The organism is Paracoccus aestuariivivens (assembly GCF_009711225.1).
GTDB lineage: Bacteria > Pseudomonadota > Alphaproteobacteria > Rhodobacterales > Rhodobacteraceae > Paracoccus > Paracoccus aestuariivivens.
In genome coordinates, this window is record NZ_WMIE01000001.1 from 876,375 (window position 1) to 898,412 (window position 22,038).

At 62.3% G+C, this 22,038-nt stretch carries 13 protein-coding genes; 2 read left to right on the forward strand and 11 right to left on the reverse strand.

The features are described 5' to 3' along the window. The first annotated feature begins 76 nt into the window (after positions 1 to 76). On the forward strand, positions 77 to 1,333 hold the full coding sequence (locus GL286_RS04365; RefSeq protein WP_155094286.1) for an MFS transporter: 1,257 nt from the start codon (positions 77 to 79) through the stop codon (positions 1,331 to 1,333). Between the two features lie 29 nt (positions 1,334 to 1,362). On the opposite strand, the gene GL286_RS04370 is transcribed toward GL286_RS04365, so the two are convergent. Continuing rightward, positions 1,363 to 2,883, reverse strand: coding sequence for a phospholipase D-like domain-containing protein (locus GL286_RS04370; protein WP_155094287.1), 1,521 nt, complete (start codon positions 2,881 to 2,883; stop codon positions 1,363 to 1,365). 75 nt (positions 2,884 to 2,958) lie between these two features. Continuing rightward, positions 2,959 to 4,569: an OpgD/OpgG family glucan biosynthesis protein gene (locus GL286_RS04375; protein WP_246184817.1), complete on the reverse strand. Its 1,611-nt coding sequence runs from the start codon at positions 4,567 to 4,569 to the stop codon at positions 2,959 to 2,961. A 125-nt stretch (positions 4,570 to 4,694) separates the two neighbouring features. On the opposite strand from GL286_RS04375, the gene GL286_RS04380 reads away from it, so the two are divergent. After that, entirely contained in the window at positions 4,695 to 5,696 is a 1,002-nt protein-coding gene (locus GL286_RS04380; RefSeq protein ID WP_155094289.1) for a DUF1403 family protein, read from the forward strand. 3 nt (positions 5,697 to 5,699) lie between these two features. Here GL286_RS04380 and GL286_RS04385 read toward each other — a convergent pair whose 3' ends face one another. The 9 genes from GL286_RS04385 to GL286_RS04425 form a co-directional block, all read right to left on the reverse strand. Further along, complete coding sequence (locus GL286_RS04385; RefSeq protein ID WP_246184818.1) at positions 5,700 to 6,608, reverse strand: nucleoside hydrolase; 909 nt, start codon at positions 6,606 to 6,608, stop codon at positions 5,700 to 5,702. A 55-nt stretch (positions 6,609 to 6,663) separates the two neighbouring features. Then, positions 6,664 to 14,997 carry a GH36-type glycosyl hydrolase domain-containing protein gene (locus GL286_RS04390; protein ID WP_155094291.1) on the reverse strand — a complete coding sequence of 2,778 codons (8,334 nt, stop codon included), beginning with the start codon at positions 14,995 to 14,997 and terminating at the stop codon, positions 6,664 to 6,666. Between the two features lie 146 nt (positions 14,998 to 15,143). Continuing rightward, entirely contained in the window at positions 15,144 to 15,905 is a 762-nt protein-coding gene (locus GL286_RS04395) for a glucosamine-6-phosphate deaminase (protein WP_155094292.1), read from the reverse strand. A 7-nt stretch (positions 15,906 to 15,912) separates the two neighbouring features. Next, entirely contained in the window at positions 15,913 to 17,034 is a 1,122-nt protein-coding gene (locus GL286_RS04400) for an ABC transporter ATP-binding protein (RefSeq protein WP_155094293.1), read from the reverse strand. Positions 17,035 to 17,085: 51 nt separating this feature from the next. Beyond that, on the reverse strand, positions 17,086 to 18,294 hold the full coding sequence (locus GL286_RS04405; RefSeq protein ID WP_155094294.1) for an extracellular solute-binding protein: 1,209 nt from the start codon (positions 18,292 to 18,294) through the stop codon (positions 17,086 to 17,088). Between the two features lie 33 nt (positions 18,295 to 18,327). Then, entirely contained in the window at positions 18,328 to 19,170 is an 843-nt protein-coding gene (locus GL286_RS04410) for a carbohydrate ABC transporter permease (protein ID WP_155094295.1), read from the reverse strand. Next, on the reverse strand, positions 19,167 to 20,045 hold the full coding sequence (locus GL286_RS04415; RefSeq protein ID WP_155094296.1) for a carbohydrate ABC transporter permease: 879 nt from the start codon (positions 20,043 to 20,045) through the stop codon (positions 19,167 to 19,169). Before GL286_RS04415 ends, GL286_RS04410 begins: the two co-directional genes overlap by 4 nt. Beyond that, positions 20,042 to 21,205, reverse strand: coding sequence for a Gfo/Idh/MocA family protein (locus tag GL286_RS04420; RefSeq protein ID WP_246184819.1), 1,164 nt, complete (start codon positions 21,203 to 21,205; stop codon positions 20,042 to 20,044). The genes GL286_RS04415 and GL286_RS04420 overlap by 4 nt, the downstream gene beginning before the upstream one ends. Further along, positions 21,202 to 21,945, reverse strand: a complete 744-nt coding sequence (locus GL286_RS04425; protein WP_155094297.1) for a copper homeostasis protein CutC — start codon at positions 21,943 to 21,945, stop codon at positions 21,202 to 21,204. Before GL286_RS04425 ends, GL286_RS04420 begins: the two co-directional genes overlap by 4 nt. Between the last annotated feature and the right edge of the window lie 93 nt (positions 21,946 to 22,038).

The window sequence follows — 22,038 nt, forward strand, 5'->3', positions numbered from 1 at the left end:
GGGCAAAGCTACCTGCCGTACTCAGTCGGAACTTGGCGGTCGTGAACCGCGGCCGACAGGTCCGACAGGAGCAATCATGATCGGTCGGATCGACTCGTTTCTGGGACATGCCGCCCATTCCCGTTCCTCGCAGAAAACCCGCGGCCTTGGTGCATTGAATCCGGAAAGCTGGGTCGCCCAGACTCTTGCCGGTTTCGTCGGCTCGATCGCGCTTTCTCCGCTTATGCTGCTTCCGGTGCTCGTCTATGCCTATGATGTGCATCTGGGTTTTGGCCCCGACACAGCGGGTCGGATTTCCTCGGCTGCATTGATCGGTCTGGCCCTTGCGACCGTTGTCGTCTCGTTCCGCACCAAACATTGGTCGATGGCGCGGGTTTCGGTCATTGGCATGATCATCATGCTGGTATTCACGGCGCTGACGCTGGTGATGCACGATTCCCGAAGTTTCTTTGTCCTGACCTTGCTCGCCGGTTTCGGTGGCGGTCTGACGCAAGCGGCGGTTGCAGCTGCGCTGTCCAGAACCACGCATTCCGAACGCGCCTTTGCGATCTTCACCTGCTTCCAGTTCGTCTATCCGGGCTTGGGGGCCTATTTCTTTCCGCGCTTGATGGATAGCTCGGATATGGGCTTCAACCTGATGCAGGTCGGACAGTTGGTGCTGATCGCCGCAGCTTTGCTGCTGGCGCCGGTCGTCGGGGCGTTCCGCTTGCGCGACGATCTTTGTGCCGCCGACGGCGAGGGTGCCAAGGACAAGACCGAATGGGCGCTTTTGCTGCGCGGTCCGGCAATTTTGTCGATCATCGGCATCATGATCTATGGCGCCTCGAACGGAGCCATCTGGGCGTATTCCGAGGGCATCGGTCGCATGTCCGGGCTGGACGTCCTGACCATCGGCGACATCATTGCCTATGCCAATATCATCGCGGGCATCGCTGCCCTTGGCGTGGCGTGGCTGGGTAACCGGCTTGGCCATTTCGTTCCGCTGATCGGCGGTATTCTGGGCCAGCTTCTGTCGATGTATGTGTTCATGGCCTTTCCGAACGAGGCGGGCTATATCGCCGGAACCGTGATCTTTACGGTTTCATGGGCCATCGTCTTTCCGTATTTTCTCAGCATCCAATCGGATCTGGATCACTCCGGCACGGTGGTCGCTTTTGGGCAATTCACCAACCTTGTCGGGACGGCATTCGGTCCTTCGCTTGCGGCAGCCTATGTTGGGCAGCACGGCGATTTCGCTGGGGCGATCTGGATTTCGGCGGTGATGACGGTCATGGCCCTTGTGCCCATGGTGATGATCCCAGCGCTGAACCGGCTCATCCCGACGACCCATTGAACGATCCAAGGCCGCAAGAGATTGCGGCCTTAGCTTTTGCGTCTTGTCGCGAACCTACGCCACAACACCGCTCCGGCGATCAGTGCAACGCCTCCGATCATCACATGACGAGAGGTGATCCCAAGGCGGGCCTGTGCGCTGTGGCGATAGCGCGGGTCGAACAGGCGCGTGTCGGCAAGAAAGCTGCCAAGCAGATTTTCCTTGCGCAGGGGCAATGGCTGCAGCCCGCGGCCCTCGTGACCCAGCGCATCAATCGCGGAAATCACGCTGCCGGTTCTACGGACAACCTGCGCCACGTCGTCGGGTTCGCAGCCCAGATGCTCGGATAAAAGCCGGTCCCGCAAACCGCGAATGTAATCGCGGGTTGTCTCCTCCGTAGCAGTCAAAGCGACATCGCATTCGGTGTCGAAGGCCATCGAGCGGCGGTCGATATTGCTTGATCCTACGCGCAGCACAGTATCGTCGATGATACTGATCTTGGCGTGGACATAGATCGGCTCGCCGGCATCGTTGACCGGATAGAGGATGCGAAAGCGGTTTTCGCGATCGATCACCTGCAAGCCGCGTATCATGCGGGAACGGGTGACATGCATCGCTTGGTCTTCGACCAACTGCTGTGCGGCGAAGGGGTTGATGACGATGATCTCGGGGCCGTTTGGCTCCAACAGGCGGGCAGCAATCGCCTTGGAAATGCTGTCGGAACAAAAATATTGGGATTCCAGATAGATAGAGTTTCGTGCGGCCGCGATGCTATCAAGGTAAAGCCGCTCGATCTCGGCGATGGTCGGGCTGTCGCGCCCGGGCGGCTCGGTGCGGGCAATGGCGATATCGACGTCGCGCAGGGCAGGGGCGATGCTTTCAGGCCATCGGTCGCCGACGGGATCGAAGTCTTCGTCCAGTTCCTTGTCGTTGGCCCGTGCCCAGCGGTCGCGAGCCAGTTTGCTAAGCGCTGCCGCCGCCGGACCGCTCAGGACAGCTGACGCGTCATGCCAAGGCTGGCCCGCCTCGCCCGATTTGAGTTGCCGAAGCGGGTCGTCGCTTTGATGCGCAGGACGATCCCAACGGCCATCGGTCATGTCGATCCCGCCGCAAAAAGCCAACGCATCGTCAATGACGGCGATCTTCTGGTGATGGCAGGCCCCGATCGGGTGACGGCCATCGAAGGCTAGATGGATCTGGGCGGGTGCAAGTAGTTTGATCCTCGCGGCGGGCAGCGTGCCACCGGGGGCGATCAGCGCGCCACCGCTCCATTTGAGCAGATAGATATCCAACCCGCTGCGCCGGTCTACCAGCGCCTCGAGGAATGGGCCGACCTGGTTGGGCAGCCCGTCGGGAGCCAACCCTTCGCCGTCGCTTTCGCCGGGCAGCATTTCGATTTCGAAGTCGAAATCCCAGCCGACCATGATCACGCAGCGCTCGGCCTTCAGCAAAGCCTCGCGCAGCGCGCGGAAATAGTCCTGCCCGTCGATGATGAAAGAAAAACTGCTGGCACGCTCGACGCGCCAGCAGTTCTGACCGGGTGTGAATTCTAGGCTGTCGTTAATGGGCATTCGGGATACCGGTCAGTCCTGCTGTGGCCTGACGGAACCCCGAAACCCAAGCGCAGGTTCCGCGACGTTGGCGGATCAGTTCTGCGCTGCCGCGTCCACGCGGATCCGGTCGAATTGCGCGGGGTGGACCTGTCCCAGCCATGTTTCGGTCAGGGGTTGGCCGTCCTTCTCCAGATACGCGCGGATGTCGGCTGTCTCGACCTGTTCGGCTGCGATGTCGAAGATCACCCGCCAGCGTTTGGTGCCGACCACGGGAAGCGCATAGGACTGGACGATCGTGACGCCTTCGGGAACCGATACCATCGGCGTAACTCCGTCATTCTGGCCAAGCTCGGCGATACTGCCGCCCTCGAAATCAATCGCGATCTTGAGGTGGCCTTTCGGGCGCGGATGGCCGGGAATGCCGCCAGCGCCGATCCGCGTCGAAACCGTGCGAGCAAGAGGCTGCTTGACCGGCGCGTCCTCTTTCCAGGTCAGGTTATAGTCGAATGCCAGTTCCTGACCGGCCTGAGGTTTTTGCTCGGGGTTCCAGAAGGTGACGATGTTGTCGTAGATCTCGTCATCGGTCGGGATCTCGACCAACTGAACCTGACCCTTGCCCCAATTGCCCTTCGGCTCGATCCAGACCGACGCGCGTTTGTCGTAGAACACGCCGTCATCCTCGTAATTCTCGAAGCGGCGGTCGCGTTGCAACAGGCCAAAGCCCTGCGGGTTTTCGGTCACGAAGCTTGACGTCACCACGCGCGGCGGGTTCATCAGCGGTCGCCAGATCACCTCGCCATTGCCCATGACCATCATAAGTCCGTCGGCGTCATGTACCTCGGGGCGCCAGTCAAAGGCCAGCACGCGGTTGGTTTCGGAATACCAATACATCGAGGTCAAAGGGCCGATCCCCAGCCGCTCGACCGAGTTCCGGAAGAAAAGCCGCGACGAGATCTCCATTTTCTGGCCTTCGCCGGGCGCGCCATTGGTGATGTCCATACGATAGGCGCCGGTGACCGAGGGACTGTCGAGCAGCGCGTAGATGGTGATGTCGGCATCACCAGATTTGGGCTTTTCGAGGTAGAATTCGCGAAAGACCGGAAATTCTTCCGGCTCGGACATGCCCGAATTGATCGCCAGTCCGCGCGCTGACATGCCGTACTGGCCTTGCGGGCCCGAGGTGCGGAAATAGGATGCGCCAAGGAAGCTGATCCAGTCGGTCTTGAGATCTTTGTTCATCAACCGGAATCCGGCAAAACCGGTGCCGCGCGTCAGATCCTTGGCAGGGCTGTCCGCCGGAATATCGAAAAAGCCGGGATCATAGGTGATCTCGCGCGACTTGCCGTTCTCGACGATGCCGATCTTGACCGGATTGCGGAAATAGGTGCCCAGATGGAAAAACTGTACGGGGACATCGCCGACCTTGACGGTGGTTTCTGGCCGGAAGCGGATTTTCCAATGCGCGTCGTAATCTATCTTTTCCAGCACATCGGGCTGGGCCACTTCGGGGGCGTGATAGGGCGCTGCGGCCATTTCCTTGGCGCGTTGACCCAAGGCTGCAAAGTCGAAGGGTTGGGATTGTCCCAGTTCGGCAGTAAAGGTGCTGGTCGCTTGGGCAGAGGCTGTCCCACCTGCAACTGGAAGCAACGGTTGGCTCAGCAGCAAGGCGAGAGCCGCGGCGCAGGTCAGTGCGGGTTTGCGCATTCGCAAGGTAGAAACTCCGTTGAACATGTCGCCGGGCATATTGCCGTGACAATTCGGTTAGCGCCATCCCTATGTGCAGCATCGAAGTGATTGATGGATTCCGGAAAACCACTAGGCTGGCCCGTATGAGCGATCCGATTCCGTCCCCCGCGCCATTTGCTGACTTCGATACCGACGAAGGTCCGGCTGTCCCGATCCTGAGACCCGGGGATTGGCTTGCCGCGCAACGCGAACAGTCGGGTCTGCTGGCACGTGCCGCTGCAGCCACGGGTCGGTTGGACGCGACGCTGGCGGCGATGAATCCTGACGAGCAAGAGGGGGCACACCGGCGTCTTGCCCTGATCGAGATCGAGTCGATGCTGTGGGCGCAAGGCACGCCGCTTCAGCGCGAGGAAATCGGTCGCGAGATGATGGATGCCCGCGCTGGCACCGATCTTGATGCCATGCGGCTGGCGCGGTGGGGGCTACGTCGTCTGGAGGGGCAGGCATCTCTTGGCGATCTGCGCGGATTTTTGGGTCTGCACCGCCATGAAGGACCGGGTCTGGCTGAACCGCTGGCCTCGCGGATGGTCGGTCGTGCCTTTGACGAGGGTGCGGTGGAATATCTTGCAGGCCATGCCGCGTTGGAAGGAATCGAGCCGATAGCGCGTGCGCCTGCGCTGCGCTCGGCATGGAGGCTGGCGGAACTTTCCGCGCCGGAATGTTTGACCGAGCCTGCATGCTGGACGGGTCGCGATATGGCCGAGGGGTGTGAGGCGCTGAAATTCGTGCCTCTGGGTCGCGGCGGTCGCAAGGTCTGGGTTGACGGAGGGCCATTGGCGGAACGGATGCGCCGCCATCTCGAGGCGGTGTTGCAAGGGGCGACCGAAGCCCGCCGCGAGTTGAAGCGCATTTCCGATTGGGCCGAACGCGCCCGTCAGTTGACCGCGTCGATCAAGGGCGAGAACCCGGCCCGCGTCATCACCGTCTTGGCAGCGCATCCGCTTATGACCACGGCCATGGTCGAAGCCGCGACCGGCTTTAGTCGTGACACGGCGGAACGGCTGCTCGCGCGGATGCATGCCATGGGCGTCGTGCGCGAGATTACCGGCGCGCGCCGTTATCGCCTTTGGGCAGCAGGGTCGTGAAGCTCAGGCTGCGTTGCGGATCACGTTCAGGAACATCTCCCGAATCGATTGGGCTTGGCAGTCCAGCGCGACGGCTACCGGTGCCCGACCGGTCGAGCGTAATGTCTGGCCGATGCGCTCGCCGTGGTCGATGCATGTCATGGCGGTGTGTTCGACCGTGAATAGCTCGGGGTGAAGGCAGGCAATGACTGCCATCGGATCGTGCAGCGCGCACCCCTCCTTGCCGACCGATTGGTAGAACTCCAGATAGAGTTCCGCCATACCGTCCAGCAATCCGCCATCATGGGGTGCGGCATCGGCAAGAGCGCGGAAATCCTCGGCCTGCAGGGTGACCTGCAGCGTCACATCAAGACCGATCATCAGCACATCGGCCCCTGACGCCAGAACAATTTCAAGCGCATGGGGATCGTGGAATGTATTCGCCTCGGCAAAGGGGCTGATGTTTCCCGGCGCATCCAGCGCGCCGCCCATGATGACGATGCGTTTGATGTTGCTGGAGAAGTCAGGATCGTGGCGGATCGCTTCGGCGACGTTCGTGATCGGACCGACCGGACATAATGTGATCTCGCCGGGGTTTTCGCGGGCGATGCGGGTCATGAACTCGACTGCCGATTCCGTTGCCTTCTGGTTTGTGGGCTGCATTGCGGGCAGGTGGCCAAAGCCGTCGGCGCCGTGGATATGGGCGGGAAACTCGAACGGAGGCAGCACCAGCGGCCGTGCGGCCCCTTCGGCCACCGGAATGTCCAATCCGCAATGTTCGACCAGAACCAGCGCGTTCCGCGTTGCGGTTTCGACGGCGACATTGCCGAATACCGTGGTCAGGCCGACCAGTTCGATATCGGGGTGACGCGCGGCAAAGATGATGGCCATTGCATCGTCGATGCCCGGATCGGTGTCGATCAAAAGTTTCATGTCCGGCCCCATCCGATTTCCGAAAGCGAAGCACTATCGCGGAGCCGGTCGGGGTTCAACGGATCTCGACCCGAGGCTGGCCGTCATCGGCGCGGCTGACCTCGACATTGCGCAAGGTTCCGCCGACCATGATCCGCGCGCGATAGCCCGGCCAATGCGAAGGAAGTACGGGGCTGACCTCTAGTTCGGTACCGCCCCTGATCCGTAGGCCCAGAATATGTTCGACGGCGACCCGATGCAGCCAACCGGCCGAGCCTGTGTACCACGTCCACCCGCCGCGCCCGATCTTTTCGTCTGCGCCGTAAACATCGGCGGCAACGACATAGGGTTCGGCGCGGTAGATTTTCAGCGTGTCGGGATCGCTGGAGTGACTGATCGGGTTCAGCATCGTGAAGACGCGCCAAGCATCGTCATTGCGTCCCGCAAGGCACAGCGCCTGCACCATCCAGATCGCGGCATGGGTATATTGCCCACCATTCTCGCGCACTCCAGGAGGGTAGCCCTTGATGTAACCCGGATCTTGGACGGTGTGGGCGAAGGCAGGTGTGAACAGCCTCAGCAACATCCCCTTTTCGTCCAGCAGATGTGCCAGCGCAGCGTCGACCGCGGTCGTCCGGCGATCCGCGCGTCCGGCGCCAGCGATGACCGACCAGCTTTGCGCGATCGAGTCGATGCGGCATTCCTCGGATGTGCCGGACCCCAACGGACTGCCGTCGTCGTAGATGCCGCGCAGATACCACCCTCCGTCCCATGCGTTGGCGTCAAGCGCGTGGCATAGTGCAGCACGATGCGCCCGCCACGCGCTGGCCCGTTCCCAATCGCCGCGCGCTTCGGCCAAGGGGGCCATCAGGTCCAGCGTTTGTGTAAGGAACCAGCCCAGCCAGACAGACTGGCCTTGTCCGGCCTCGCCGACCCGATTCATGCCGTCATTCCAGTCGCCCCCAAGGAACAAAGGCAGGCCACGATCTCCGGTACGCTTTACCGCCAGCTCCAGAGCCAGCGCGGCATGTTCGTAAACAGTCGCGCGGGCATGGCTGGTTTCGGGCGTGAAAAAGGCGTCATGCTCGCCGTCCGCCAGCAATCGGCCCTGAATGAAGGGCAATTCCTCGTCCAGAATCGAGTGATCTCCGGTCACGTCCAGATAGCGGGTCAGGCAATTTCCCAGCCAAACCACGTCATCGGCGATCATGGTGCGGACCCCCGCGCCCGAACCGGGCAACCACCAGTGCTGGACGTCGCCTTCTGGGAACTGACGCGACGCGGCCTCGAGCAGTTGGGCGCGCGCAAGGTCGGGGTCGTAGATCAACATCGCCGAGGTGTCTTGCAACTGGTCGCGAAAACCATAGGCGCCCGAGGCTTGGAAGAACGCCGTGCGCGCCCTGATCCGGCAGGCAATGGCCTGATAGGGCAGCCAGCGGTTCACCATCAGATCGAAGGCGGGGTCGGGCGTTTCGACTTCCAATTGGCCAAAGACCTTCCACCAATCCTGCTCTTGAGCGACCATCGCTTCGCTTACAGTGGCGGGGTGGGCGACCAGTCGTTCGGCTTGGCTTCCGACGCCGGCGGCCAAGCGGAAAGTCACATTGGCGGTTTCGCCCGGCTCGATTTCGATCCGGGTTTCCAGCATCATGACGGGGTCGCCATCATGGCGATGCACGAAGCGGTGCCCCATCGTTGAATCGAACCATGCGGGCAGGCACAGGTCGCGATTGCGTCCCTTCCAGATCAGCCGCGATAGGCACATGCCCGTCACGTCGCGATCCACTGACAGGACCATGCGCTGACCGGCATAGTCGATGGAGTAAGGGTTCTCGCATTCGATAGCGCGTTCTTTCGGCATGTAGCGCGGTTGCAGATAGGGGGCGGCCTTGGCGCGGGATCCACCCATCACCGGCTCAAGGAATTGCGCCACATCCAGCGTCATGCGCCGGTCTGCGTGGTTTGTGATCGCAAGCCCGATGATCCGCATTGCCGCATCGGGCATTATGCTGTGGGTGGCGCGGATCTCCAACTCGCCCGACCACGAGGAAAATTCGGAAAATCCAGCGCCATGGCGGCACTGGTATAGGGCGGCACGCTGGCTGGACAGCATGGCGTAAGGGGTATGGACCGCTCCGGTGCCGACATCGCGGATCAACAGTCCTTCGCCCGAGGGGTTGCTGACCGGATCGTTCGACCATGGCGTCAGCTGATGATCGCGCGAGTTCGCCGACCACGAGAATGCGGCCCCTTCGGCCGAGATATGAAACCCGAAATCCGTGCGAGCGATGACATTGATCCAAGGGTTGGGCGTCGTCTCGCCGTGCCGCAGGCGCGTCACGTAATTGCCCTTTGCATCGAAGCCGCCGGTGCCGTTCCAGAAGCGCAGTTCTTCGGGGGGGAAATCCCGCGTATGGGCCGGACGTTGCAGTGGGCGCGGCGCAGGGCGGACAATGCCCCGCTGCAACTCGTCCCAGCCGATCCGTCCGATCTGCTCGGAGAGCGGGCCGTTTTGCGCATGAACAACGACCCGCGCCACGGCCAGCAATGTTTCGAGCGTCTCCTGAGCGGTGGCATTGGCATCGACGGCAAAGACCGACGGGCGCGAATGCAGAAGGTGCATGCTGTGGCACAGATTGTTCAATGCCTCGTTCGTGCTTGCGGCATAGCTGGCGCGTTGCTCGTTCAGGATCACCAGATCGCAATCAAGACCGCGCATCCGCAGGTATTCCTGCATCCGGATCGCCTGATGCGCGACGGGCATCAGGTCGGGATCGTTGATCCGCAACACCATGATCGGATTGTCGCCCGACACCGACATGGGCCACAAGGACGATTGCGGCCCCATTGCGTGGCGGATCTGGTGCGGGTTCATCGCCTGATTGGGGTAAACGAGAAGGGCGGCATAACGCCGGAACAGCGCGGCCTCTTCGGGGGTGATGTCGGCGTGATGCAGTTGCACTTGACTGCGGGTCCAGGCCATCTGGTGTTCGTTGTCGAACGCTGCTTCGTCGGACAGATGATGATGAGCTTCCTCGAGCTGTTCGCGGGTGGTGCCGAAAACGGTCCAGAAGGTTGCGACCGCCTCTTTGCCAGGTGCGAGGGTAAGCTGGCGCGTCAATGAAAAGATCGGGTCCAGCGTGTAGCTTTCGCCCTGCGGCGCGGGTTCAAGTCGGGCGGGATCGACCATGCCCAGCGGTTCGCGGACGGTGCGCCCGCGTCCGACAAAGCTGCGTCGGTCTGTCGATGCCGTCGTGCCGATCCCCGCACCCGAGGACATATGCAGCAGATGCCGGTCGGGATCATGCGGATTGCGTTTGTTGCGTCGCGCAAAGACACGCGACTGCTCGGGCTGCGCCTCGGTCGCGACGAACATGCGGGAAAAGGCGGTATGTGCGCGGTCGGCCTCGTTGTCGTCCAACACGATCTCGCCGAAACTGGTCAGTTCGATCCGGCGCGGCTGGTCGCCGAGATTGCGCAGCTTGACCCGTGTGCCGCGTGCGTCCAGATCATCGGACAGGATGACCTCGGTTTCGCAATAGATGCCGTCTCCGACGGCGGTGAAGTTCGCCTTGTAATCGAACAACCGTGCCGAATAGCTGATCTGGGGATCGAATGCGGGGGCCGCTGTCGCGGACCACCAGCGACCGGATTCGGTATCGCGAAGGAACAGGAATTCGCCCCAGATGTCGGCGGCGGGATCGGGCCGCCAACGCGTGACGGCTGTGGAACCCGCGCGTGATCGCCCCCCGCCGCTTGCATCCAGAAGCAGCGATTGCCGACCGTTCGACATCAGCGCGACGGTGTGGGGCGCCGATTTGGTGTCCTTTACCTCGACGATTTCAGTATGTCCCTCGTCTGCGGTTGACGCTGCCTTGCGGGTGGGGGTGATGCGCAACAAGGGCGAGACCTCGCGCGGGGCCCTTTGTTGCAACAGCGTCGAGACGCTTTCGATGACAGGATCGGCATGGAAGCGGTCGCGATGGATGCCGTCCATCAGGCAGTTCGCGATGGCAAGAAGGCTCATTCCCTGATGATGCGCCATGACGTTGCAGACGATGACGGATGTCCGGCCCTCGGGCAGACGCGAGGGGGTGAAGTCAACCGCGTCGAAAAAGCCGAACTCGCCGCGCGCGCCCAGTTTTGCCAGTTTTTGCAGGTTCTTCAGCGCGCTTTTCGGGCGCAATCCTGCCGCGATGAATGTGGCGTAGGGCGCGACCACCTGATCGTCGCGCAACCAACGGCGCAGCGCCAGTTCAGGTACGCCAAAGGCGTGATACTGGTAGTTCATCATGGCGTCGCGCGCGCTATAGGCGCTTTCCGATACGCCCCAAGGCCGTCCCTGCCTTGCGCCATCGCGGATCTGGGCCTCGACGGCGACTTCGCAGGAGGAATGCAGGATCGAGCCCGGTGGCTCGTCCATGATCAGCGGGGCCATCAGGTATTCGAACATCGAGCCGGACCAACTGACCAGCGTGCTGCCATAGGCCATCACGGTCATCGGGCGGCCAAGGCGGTTCCAGTGCTCGGTCGGAACATCGCCCTTGGCGATCCCGAACAGCGAGGCCAGCCTCGCCTCGGAGGCCATCAGGTCGTAATAGGCGTTGTCCAATGTGCCGTCATTGCAGTTGTAGCCGATCGACAGAAGGTGACGTTCTGCGTCGTACAGAAAGCTGAAATCCATCTCGAAGGCGATGGCGCGGGCGCGTTCGGCAAGTGCCGCCATCCGCAGCGATGACACCTGCACCAATGCGGGTTCGATCCGGCCCAAGGCCTCCATTTCGTCGCATGTGGTGACAAGGCGGTTGGCCCACCAATCAAGCTCGCGCGCGGCTGGGGTCGGCAATTCAGCCAGCAGGCCTTGCACCAAAGCCTGCAAATCGGCGCTGGCGCGGGCATTGGTCTGCATTTGCAGCGGGGCCAGTTGCGGCGAGGCCGCGTTTGAGATGCTGTTCCAAAGCCCTTCGATATGTTCGTCGATCCGTTTGCGCAGCGGATTCAGGCTGCGCCGCTCGCGCGGTATTTCCGAATGGATGCGCCGCATGATGGTCAGGATGTCGGCGGCACCTGACAGATCGGGCAGCAGGTAAAGTGCAGGATTTCGCGACCATTCCCGCAGGGTCGAGGATAACGTGATCAGATGCCCCGCCAGATTGCCGCTATCCACCGCCGAGATATAGCGCATCCCGATCGGATCCAGCGTGTCTGTGGCGTACCAGTTGAACAGATGGCCGCGATGGCGTTCCATTTTCTCGACGCTGCCAAGCGAGGCTTCGATCCGCTCAAGGGTTTCGGTCAGCGTGATCCAGTTGAACTCGCGGGCGGTCACGATTGACAGAAGATACAGCCCGATATTTGTCGGAGAGGTGCGTTCGGCCAGCTTCGGTTCGGGATCGATCTGGTAATTGTCAGGCGGCAGATGATTGGTGCGCTCGGTCACGAAGGTTTCGAAAAAGCGCCAGATCAGCCGCGCCTCGGCGCGCCAGGCGACGACGTCCTTGGCTTGCAGCGGTTGCGCGCCCTCGCGCTTGAGTGGTCGGGCGCTGACCCATGCGATCAGCGGTGCGCCCAGCCATAGCACGGTGAAAGCCAAAGTCGGTCCCAGATTGGCGGGCCGGAACAGCGCGACCAGCAGCGTGAACCCCAAGGCAAGGCCGACACCACCGCGCATCAGGTACAGATAGCCAAGGGGCGTTTCTGGACCGCGGGACGAGGCAACCTCGGCGGTCGTCCATTCCAGCATGTTCCGGCCGGTGGCCCGCAGTCGGTAGGCCGTGCGGCAGATCGCGTCGGCCATGCTCCATGCGGTTTGCGGCAGCAGGGTCAGACGCATCATGAAAGCCATGAGCTGGTCGACAAGTTCGTTGCCGATCACCATCAGATGCCGAAGCGGCGCAACACCGGACTGGCGTGGCATAAGGCCCATCAGCCAACCCAGAAGTTGGGCCAGACACATCGAGATTCCAAGCAACCCGAGCCAGATTACCGCATCCCGCCTTGGCAATCCGACCAGCGCCAGCAGACCGGCGAGCATAAGACAGATCGGCAACAGGCTGCGGCGCAGGTTATCGACCATGCGAAAACGAGCCAGCGCATCCAGCCCGTTCCGCAGATCAAGTAGATAGGGCAAAAGCTGCCAGTCTCCGCGCGCCCAGCGGTGATGGCGCGAAAGGTCCACGTCGAAGCGCCGGGGGTATTCTTCGATGAAATTGACATCGGTGGCGAGGGCAGAGCGCAGCCAGCTGCCCTCGATCAGATCATGGCTCAGGACGCTGTTCGCACGGATCGGATCTTGTGCCGCAGCGATGAAGGCATCGACGTCGTAAATGCCCTTACCGGTATATGTGCCCTGACCGAACAGGTCCTGATACATGTCCGAGACGGTAAAGACATAGGGATCAAGCCCGCCATCCTGCGACAGGATACGCTGGAATGGCGAGGTTTGACGGCCATAGGCCAGAAGTGCGGTGACGCGGGGTTGGATCAATCCGTGACCGCGTGTGATCCGGTGTTGGCTTGGATCGTAATGTGGCAGATTCACCGGATGCGCCATGATGCCGACCAGTGTCCGTACCGTCTCGCGCGGCATTCGGGTATCGGCGTCCAGCGTGACGACATAGCGGATATGGTGATGCGGTCGCGCGCCGGTATCGACGAAGCTTGTGTCATTGCTGCCGCGCAGCAGCGCGTTCAGCTCGACCAGCTTTCCGCGTTTGCGCTCCCATCCCATCCAGACGCCTTCGGATTCGTTCCATTGACGGCGGCGATGCAGCAGAAAGAAGCGGTGTCCGGTATGGGCATATTTGCCTGACAAAGCCGCAATTCCGTTGCGGGCATAGGCCAGCATTTCGGCGTCGCGCTCGGTCGTTTCCTCGGGGGCGTCGGTGAAATCGGTCAGCAGCGCGAAGCTGATCGCGGCATCGGTGTTCGCGAGATAATGGACCTCGAGATTGTTCACCACGTCGTCGATCGTATCCAGATTGGTAAGCAGGCAGGGAATGACGACCAAGGTGGCGTTGTCGGGGGGGATGCCGTCCTCGTAGCCGTAAGCGGGCAGTTGCGCGGGTGCGATCAAGCGGCTGGCGACAAAACGAAGCAGCGCCAGCGAGGCTTCGACGAAGGCCGGAATCGACAGGATCACCAGCCCCGCTGCCAGCATCCAGCCGGTGCGGGCCGGGATATAGGTCATCGCACTGACCACGGCGATCGCAACCAGCACGATCAGCGGTGCGAACAATGTCGCGACGCCGTGGCGATGGATGAAGCGCGCCAGCCTTTCCCGCCAGACCGGTCGATAGCCGCAGGCTTTTTCGAACTGTCCCGCATCGTCGCCTAGCATGACGGTCGAAACGGACAGGTTGCGATGCCCTGCAGCGGCTAGGGCGCGTTCCGCGACTTCGGGTTCGGTCAGGTCTGAGTGGCGCGCGATCATCTCGATCCGGTTGCGGATCTGGTTACGCGTGCGTGGGGCAAGGCGCAGGTGATCTGGATCGTCCCGCAGGATGGCCTCGGTACGGCTGGTGGCCTCGAACCATTCGCGCCAGTTGATCTCGTCCAGTCGCTTGAGCGAACGGATGACGTGACCGGCGGTGACATTGTTTTCGGTCTGGCGGGTCTGTTCGGCGATCAGGGCCTGCTCGACCGTGCTGTTGCGCAATTCCAGCCGCTTGGACAGTTTCTCGGTCAGCGTGTGGCTGCGATCCAGCTTCGAGTGCAGGCGGTAGATCACTTGCGCAACGAAGGCCGGATTTTGCAAGGCGTCGTGCGTGATTGCCAGATCGAAATCGGACGGCGCGGGATCGGATTTTGCCATCAACCGGTCGACAGCGGCATTGGCGTCGCGGCGGCCTTGGCGGGCGGTCTCGGTCAGCAAACTCAACCGCAGCATCCGCAGAAGCAGCACATAACGCAGCATCGAAGGCAGGCACCAAAGCTCACCGATGGTCAGCCATTCGACCTGTTGCGCCCCTGCGATAAAGTCCGAGAAACTGCGCTCGCGCAATTCGCCATCGGTCAGCGCGACATAGTCCCATGCGAGTGCCAGAACGCGCGGGATCGGTTCCGTTCCGGCGAACTGTCCGCGTGGCAGCGACCGCAGAAAGCCGGGGCTCAGGTCGCGGTGCAGGTGGCGATAGGTTTCGGCAATCGTATGATAATTGTCCAGAAGCCAGCGCGTTGCGGTGGTGATATGTTCGGTTTCCGCATCGGCCCGCAGCGCGGCCTGATAGCAATCCCGCTGCTCGCGCTCGGCTTGCGTCACGTCAAAACGGGCGGCGCGGTAGTCGAAATGTCTGGTCTGCAGCTTGCCGCGCTCAAACACCCAACGTCCGGCGGCTTCGAAACCCGAAGGGATCGCCGAGAAGGGACCCCCTTCGTCGTCTGGCAGGAATTCGCCACCGTCAGCATTCATCGTGCCGCCTCCGTCCCGCAGGAACCCTAGACCCAAAGTGCGCGGGCAGGTTGTGGGTTCCGAAGGATCACGCAGAGTTTGCGTAAATGCCGCCAAGCGGGACAGTTCGGTCGTTTGGAACGGGTTCTGCCGGTTTCTGCCTCAGATCAGGCAGCCGAGGGGGTGCCGAGTTCCTGCAATTCCGCTCCGGCCAGCTTGTCGGCGAAGATGGTGCAGTTCGCGTGTAACCGAAGATACGACGCCGGACAGTCCGGCCCGATGGTTCCATCCAGCGCATCGGCCAATGCCCGTGCCTTGGCCGCTCCGGTCGCCAGCGCAACAATGCTGCGGGCGGACAGTATTTCGGCGGTTCCCATTGTCACGGCATGGGACGGAACCACGTCTCCGGCCGAAAAGAAACGCGCATTGGCCTTGATCGTCGAAGGCAGAAGCTCGACCACGCGCGTCGGAGCATCGACTGCGGTTCCCGGTTCGTTGAAGCCGATATGTCCGTTCGCCCCGATCCCGAGAAGTTGCAGATCGACCGGCCCCAGTCGTTCCAGCAGGGCCGAGTATTTGTGGGCCGCTTGGGCGGGTTCGATTTCCCCTTGCGGGATGTAGATGTTCTGTTCCGCGACATCGACATGATCGAAAAAATGTTGCGCCATATAGCTGTGGTACGAGTTCGGGTGATCGGGCGACAGGCCGACATATTCGTCCAGATTGACCGTCCTGACGCGGGCAAAGCTTAGCCCGTCATGGTGGGCCGTGACGAGATGGCCGTAAAGCGGCTCCATTGTTCCGCCCGTCGCCAGTCCAAGGATGGCATCGGGGCGGCCCTTGACCAGTTCGATAATGGTTTGGGCGGCGGCCTCGATTGCGCGGTCGGTGTCTGGAAGCAGCCTGAAACTGGTCGAGCGCACTGTCATGGCGATGTCAGGCGGTTCTGGCGGTCGGGATGCGGTCAAGATCAACCGGCACGTGGCGGCGGGGTAAAGCAAGGCCATCGGCGGTGAAAAGATGCGCGGCGGCAGGGTCAAAGCCCAGCCCGATTTTCTCGCCCGGCAGGACGCGGGTCGTGCCGTCGGTCACAAGGCAGACCTGTCGCTCGCCGGGTGCGACCAGATACAGGACGGTGCTGTTGCCGAGCCTTTCGACGACATCGACACGGCAGGGCAATCCCTCGGGGTCGGGGCGCAGGTCGTCGGGACGGATGCCAAGGGTCAGTTCCGCGCCGTTCGCAACCGCGCCATCGACGGGAATGGTCAGCTCCGGCCCGTTCTGGAGCTGCACGCGGATGCCGTCCGAAGTATTTGCGACGGCGGTCGCGGGTAGGAAGTTCATGTTCGGATTGCCGATGAAGCCCGCGACAAAGCGGTTCACTGGGCGGTGGAACAGTTCCAGCGGACTGCCCACCTGCTCGACCCGACCGGCGTTCAGAACGACGATGCGGTCGGCCATGGTCATGGCCTCGATCTGGTCATGGGTGACATAGATCATCGTATTCGCCAGTCGCGCATGCAGGCGCGACAGTTCGACCCGCATTTCGCCGCGCAGGGCGGCGTCAAGGTTCGAGAGTGGCTCATCGAACAGGAAAACCGAAGGCTCGCGCACGATGGCGCGGCCAATGGCGACGCGCTGGCGCTGGCCGCCCGACAACTCGCCCGGCTTGTGCTGCAGGCGTTCGGTTAGCTTCAGGACTTCGGCGGCGGCACCGACCTTTTGGCGGACCTCGGTCTCGGGACGGCGATCGACGCGCAGGGGGAAGGCGATGTTTTCAAAGACATTCAGATGCGGGTAAAGCGCATAGCTTTGGAACACCATGGCAATCCCGCGCTTGGAGGGCGGCAGGTCGTTGACCACCCGGCCGTCGATTTCTAAAGTTCCCGAGGAGATATCCTCAAGCCCCGCGATCATGCGCAGCATGGTGGATTTTCCGCAGCCCGAGGGGCCGACGAAGACGGTGAACTCGCCATCGCGGATCTGCAGGTCGGTCGCGTGGATGACGCGGGCGGTACCGAAATTCTTGGTCACGCCGGTCAGTTTCAGATCGCCCATCGGCTGCTCCTCGTAGGGGAAGGGGGGCGGCGGACCGCCCCCTTTGGGTCGTCAGCTCAGGCCAGCGAGGCCGTCATTGATCTGCTTGGCGCCTTCTTCGGGGGTGACCTCATCCGAGATCACCGCCTGAATGCCTTCGATCGCGGCGTCCTGCATGCCGATATAGTCCTGCATCAAGGGCTCGGGGCCGCCGGTCGGGACGGCGTCGATGAAGGGCTTCCAGTTCGGATCCTTGGCGATCAGCGCGTCAGCGCCTGCGCCGGCGCGGATCGGGGTCCAGCCGCCTGCCTCGTCGAATGCCGACTGACGCTCGGGCGCGGTCAGGAACTTGATCAGGTTCTGCGTGGCCTCTTCCTGACCCGTGCCTTTGAACACGACAAGGCTATCGGTGATCAGCAGGGTCGAGTGCTTGCCCGAGGGGCCCGCGGGGATCAGCGCCACGCCGAAATTCACGCCCTCGGCCTTGCCGCGACCCCAAGCGCCCGAGGTATACATCGCGATCTGGCCTTCCTTGAACAGCGGCTCAAGCTTGCCGCGGTCATAGGCGACGGGGCCTTCCTGCGAGTATTTCGCCAGTTCCTGATAGAATTTCAGCGTCTCGGCGTTGTTCTTGCTGTCGAAGGCGACCTTGCCATCGGCATCCACGACCTGACCACCGTTCGAATACAGGAAGTTCAGGAATTCGTGGAAGGTGTTGTCCATATCGGCGGCGGGCATGCCGAAGCCAGCGGCCTTGGTCTTTTCCTTGATCGCCTTGGCGGCGGTCAGCATCTCATCAAAGGTCTGCGGGCCGTTCGGCATGTCCAGACCCGCTTCCTTGAACAGGTCCTTGTTCCAATACAGCGCCTTGGTCGAGAAGGCGCGCGGCAGGCCCCAGACCTGACCGTCGAATTGCACGGTCGAGATCACCGAAGGCTCATAGGTCTTCAACTCGTCTTCGGTCAGGGTGATCGGGACGATCTGACCGGCGGCGGAAAGCTGCTTCAGCACGCGCGAGCCCATATAGGCGGCGGCGGGGGGCGTGCCTGCGGCGGCCAGCGTCAGGGTTTTCTCTTGGCATTGCTCCCAAGGCAGGAATTCCACGCGGACGGTGTAATCCGGGTTCGCCTTGACCCATTCGTCGATATGGGTCTGCTGGACCGGGGCTTGCGGCTCGTTATCGGCACCGCAGTTGATCAGGTAGAGTTCAGTCGCGGCCTGTGCTGCGCTCGACAGGGCGAAAACCGCCGTCGAGGCCAGAATGAAGGAACGGATCTTCAATTTCTTACTCCCTGTTTTATGCGACCGAAGGCGTCACTCCTTCACCGCACCGGCGGTCAGCCCGGCAACGATGTATCTTTGCAGGAAGACATACAGCACCAGCACCGGCAGCACGCCGACGATGCTGGCGGCCATCAGTTCGTTCCAGCGAACCTCCTGATGGCCGAAGAACTGGTAAAGGCCGACCGGCAGCGGGTTCAGGTGGTTCTTCGAGTTGAAGGTCAACGCGAAGAGGAACTGCTGGGCATAGGCCGTGATGAAGGTGGTGATGGCGACAACGACCATGCCCGGCGCGGAAATCGGCAGGATCACCCGGCGCATGGTGTAAAGGCGGGACGCGCCATCAACGTAGGCTGCTTCCTCAAGCTCGGCGGGGATGCGCATGAAATAGCTGCGCATGAGGAAGATGCCCGTCGGCACGGTGAAGGCAGCGCCGGGGATGATCATGGCGGCGTAGGTATTCAAGAGCCCCAGCGCCAGCATCAGCTTGTAAAGCGGGATGATCAGCACCGCCGCACCGACCATGGACACCGCAAGAAACAGCGACAGCAGCCCGTCGCGCAGCTTGAACTTGAAGCGGGCAAAGGCATAGGCGGCGGGGATCGAGCAGCACATCGACAGCACCGTCACCGCCACCGCAATGCCGAAGCTGTTGATGATCCAGCGGCCCAGCATCGGCTGCGAGATCCAGATCTGGCGGTAATTAGCGAAGCTCATCCCCTCGGCGAAGAAGCGGTAGGGGATGCGGAAGACCTCGGTGATTGGCCGCAGCGAGACCATGAAGGCCTCGACAAAGGGGGCCAGCATGAAGGTCAGAAACAGCGCCATGCCGGCATAGATCAGGACGAGTTCCCACCAGCGATAGCGGTTGATCATTTTGCGCGCCCTTTCCGGGTCAGGCGGTTCAGAAGCGCCAGATAGATCGCGGACAGCACCATCAGGCAGATCAGGATCATCACCGCCCGCGCCGCGCCCTCGCCATAGCGGAAGCGGGAGATTGCAGTGCGGTAAGTGTCGATGATCATGGTCGTGGTCGAGCCGCGCGGGCCGCCCTCGGTCAGGATCCAGATGATCTCGAAGCTGTTGAAGGTCCAGATCGTCGACAGCAGCGCCATGGTGGTAATCGAGGGCATCAGAAGCGGCAGCGTCACCCGGCGGAAGCGGTAGAAACGCCCTGCGCCATCGGTCCATGCCGCCTCATAAAGATCCTTCGGGATCGTCTGCATCGCCGCCAGCAGGTAAAGCGAGACCAAGGGCGTGCCGATCCAGACATCGGTCACCACGGTCGATATGAAGGCAGCCTGCTTATAGGCGAGGAACTCGAACGGCCCCGAAAACAGGCCGAAGCGCTGGCCAAGGCCGGAAATCATCCCGAACTGGCCGTTATACATCCATGCCCACATGAAGCAGCCGACCGCGACCGGCACCACCCATGGCGGCATGATCAGGATGCGAAACAGCGCCCGTCCCGGCACGGCGGCATTCAAAAGCACCGCGCCAAGCAGTCCCATGATCAGCTTGAGGCTGACCGAAAGCGTGGTCCAGACCAGCGTCCGGCCAAGGATCGGCCAGAAATCGCGCTGGAAGAATTTGATGTAGTTTTCAAAGCCGACATAGTTTTGCACCTGCTTCATCGAGGCGTCGGTGAAGGACAGGCGGAAGGTCTCGACCAAGGGCCATGCGGCGATGGTACCGACCAGTAGAAGCGCGGGGATCAGAAGCAGATAAGGAAATGCATCTATCCGCTTCATGCAGCCGCCTTGGTGGAAAGGGCGGCATCGAATTCGGCCCAGAAGGCGGTCAGTTCCACCACCCGCCCTTCGCGCCGCGCCTGATCCATGGCGAGTGCGGTGACCCCCGCCTCAAGCGCATCGGTCACGGTCAGCGGCAGTTCGGGCAGTTCGCCGCGCCAATAGGCGGCGAGGTCGCGGCACATCGCCTCATCCGCGCCGTAATGATGGGTCATGTCGCCCGCTTTGCCGATCTCGGGATCGTCGATCAGCACGGCGCTGTCATAGGCGCGGGTCAGCTTGAAGTAATTGCGGATGAAGTCGCCCTCGGCCATGCCCTCGGTGCCGATGACGGCAAAACGGCGGAACTCGTCGGGCGTGTTCATATTGGTATGAAAGGCCATGGTCGCGCCGTTTTGATATTCGACCAGCGCGGTCTGGTAGTCGATCAGATCGCCCTGTCCAGAATAGGCGTCGGGCGTGCCGCCCCAGCGCGGCGACATGACCTTCAGATAGTCCGGCGCGTCCGAGGGGCGATGCGCAGGCAGGTATTTCTTGCGTCCACCAAAGCTTGCAACCCGCGCGGGCCGCGCACCGACCGCGCCTTGGTAAAGGTCGATATCGTGGCAGCATTTCTCCAGCATGAAGCCGCCCGAAAGCGCGCTATCCCGCCGCCAGTCGCGCATGAAGAAGCTGCCGTGATAGGGGGCGATATGCTCGGAGGCCTCGATCGACATGACCTCGCCGATCTGCGGTGCGGCGGCGCGAAGCGCGCGGTAAAGCGCCGAGTAGCGCAGCACCATCCCCACAGCGACGCGGGCCTCGCCGTCATGCGCGGCTAGCAGCCGGGCCAGTTCCAGCGTCTCCTCAAGCGAGATCACGACGGGCTTTTCGGCAAAGATATGCGGCGTGTCGCTGGCCAGCGCCTGCCGCAGATGGTCCAGATGCAGGTGGTTCGGAGAGCCGATCAGCAGCAGGTCGAAGCCGTGATTGGCCAGCATTTCCTTGGGATCGGAGTAGTGATGGGTGGGCGCGGCCTCGGCCAGACGGTCCTCATGCGCGGGGCCGGGATCGGCGACGGCGACAAGGTCCAGATCGGGGCATGTCTCGCGCAGAAAGGGCAGGATCGCGGCGATGCGATTGCCAAGGCCGATGATGCCGGTCTTCATCCCGTTTTTCATTGTGCGTCCTCCGTGACCCGCTCCATCGCCTCGCGCAGGGCGCGGACGTTTTCGGCCAGCGTCTGCGGACGGCTGGCGGGGATATTGATACGCGTGGCGGGGTGGGGGTCCTCGACCATGCTGGTGCAAGAGGCGTGCAGATCATGCACCCCCGCCGCCAGCAGGCGCGCTGCGTTTTCCGGCAGCACGCCGCCACCCGCCATGATGGTGATGCGGTCTCCGGCTTGCGCCGAAAGGCGGGCCAAAGCTTCGATCCCCTCGGGCGCGGCGCGGGTGCCGCCTGCGGTCAGGATGCGGCAGGCACCGAGTTCAATGGCCTGCTCCAGCGCCTCGTCCAGATCGGGGGACAGATCGAAGGCGCGGTGGATGACCAACTCCAGCCCTTCGGCGGCGTCGCGCAGGCGCGCCATGGTGTCCAGATCCAGCCGCCCGTCGGGCAGGGTCGCGCCGGTCACGATGCCTGCGAGCCCCGCCGCCTTGACCGCCTTGATGTCGTGGAAGGCGGCGTCGAGTTCCTCGGGCGAATAGATGAAGCCTCCGGGCCGAGGGCGGATCATGGCGCAGACAGGGATCGGGGATTCGGCGGCTTGGGCGATCAAACCCGGCGAGGGGGTCAGCCCGCTGACCGCCAGCGCCGCGCAAAGCTCGATCCGGTCCGCGCCGCCTGCGATGGCCGCGGCAAGCCCTGCCGGATCATCCACGCAGACTTCGAGAAGCGGGGCATTGGGACGGCTAGGCATCGGACCTCCGGGTCGGGTGACGAGGGGAAGGCAACACCAATTCAAAGCTTCTGTAAACATTTTTTTCAGCCACCCTAAAATCTGAAACTCTGG

Excerpts from the sequence above, each read along its gene's own strand:
- GL286_RS04385 (WP_246184818.1), bottom strand. The coding sequence starts at position 6,608 with ATGAAACTTTTGATCGACACCGATCCGGGCATCGACGATGCAATGGCC.
- GL286_RS04400 (WP_155094293.1), bottom strand. The coding sequence starts at position 17,034 with ATGGGCGATCTGAAACTGACCGGCGTGACCAAGAATTTCGGTACCGCC.
- GL286_RS04375 (WP_246184817.1), bottom strand. The coding sequence starts at position 4,569 with ATGCGCAAACCCGCACTGACCTGCGCCGCGGCTCTCGCCTTGCTGCTG.
- GL286_RS04390 (WP_155094291.1), bottom strand. The coding sequence starts at position 14,997 with ATGAATGCTGACGGTGGCGAATTCCTGCCAGACGACGAAGGGGGTCCC.
- GL286_RS04370 (WP_155094287.1), bottom strand. The coding sequence starts at position 2,883 with ATGCCCATTAACGACAGCCTAGAATTCACACCCGGTCAGAACTGCTGG.
- GL286_RS04420 (WP_246184819.1), bottom strand. The coding sequence starts at position 21,205 with ATGAAAAACGGGATGAAGACCGGCATCATCGGCCTTGGCAATCGCATC.
- GL286_RS04410 (WP_155094295.1), bottom strand. The coding sequence starts at position 19,170 with ATGATCAACCGCTATCGCTGGTGGGAACTCGTCCTGATCTATGCCGGC.
- GL286_RS04425 (WP_155094297.1), bottom strand. The coding sequence starts at position 21,945 with ATGCCTAGCCGTCCCAATGCCCCGCTTCTCGAAGTCTGCGTGGATGAT.
- GL286_RS04415 (WP_155094296.1), bottom strand. The coding sequence starts at position 20,045 with ATGAAGCGGATAGATGCATTTCCTTATCTGCTTCTGATCCCCGCGCTT.
- GL286_RS04395 (WP_155094292.1), bottom strand. The coding sequence starts at position 15,905 with ATGACAGTGCGCTCGACCAGTTTCAGGCTGCTTCCAGACACCGACCGC.
- GL286_RS04380 (WP_155094289.1), top strand. The coding sequence starts at position 4,695 with ATGAGCGATCCGATTCCGTCCCCCGCGCCATTTGCTGACTTCGATACC.
- GL286_RS04365 (WP_155094286.1), top strand. The coding sequence starts at position 77 with ATGATCGGTCGGATCGACTCGTTTCTGGGACATGCCGCCCATTCCCGT.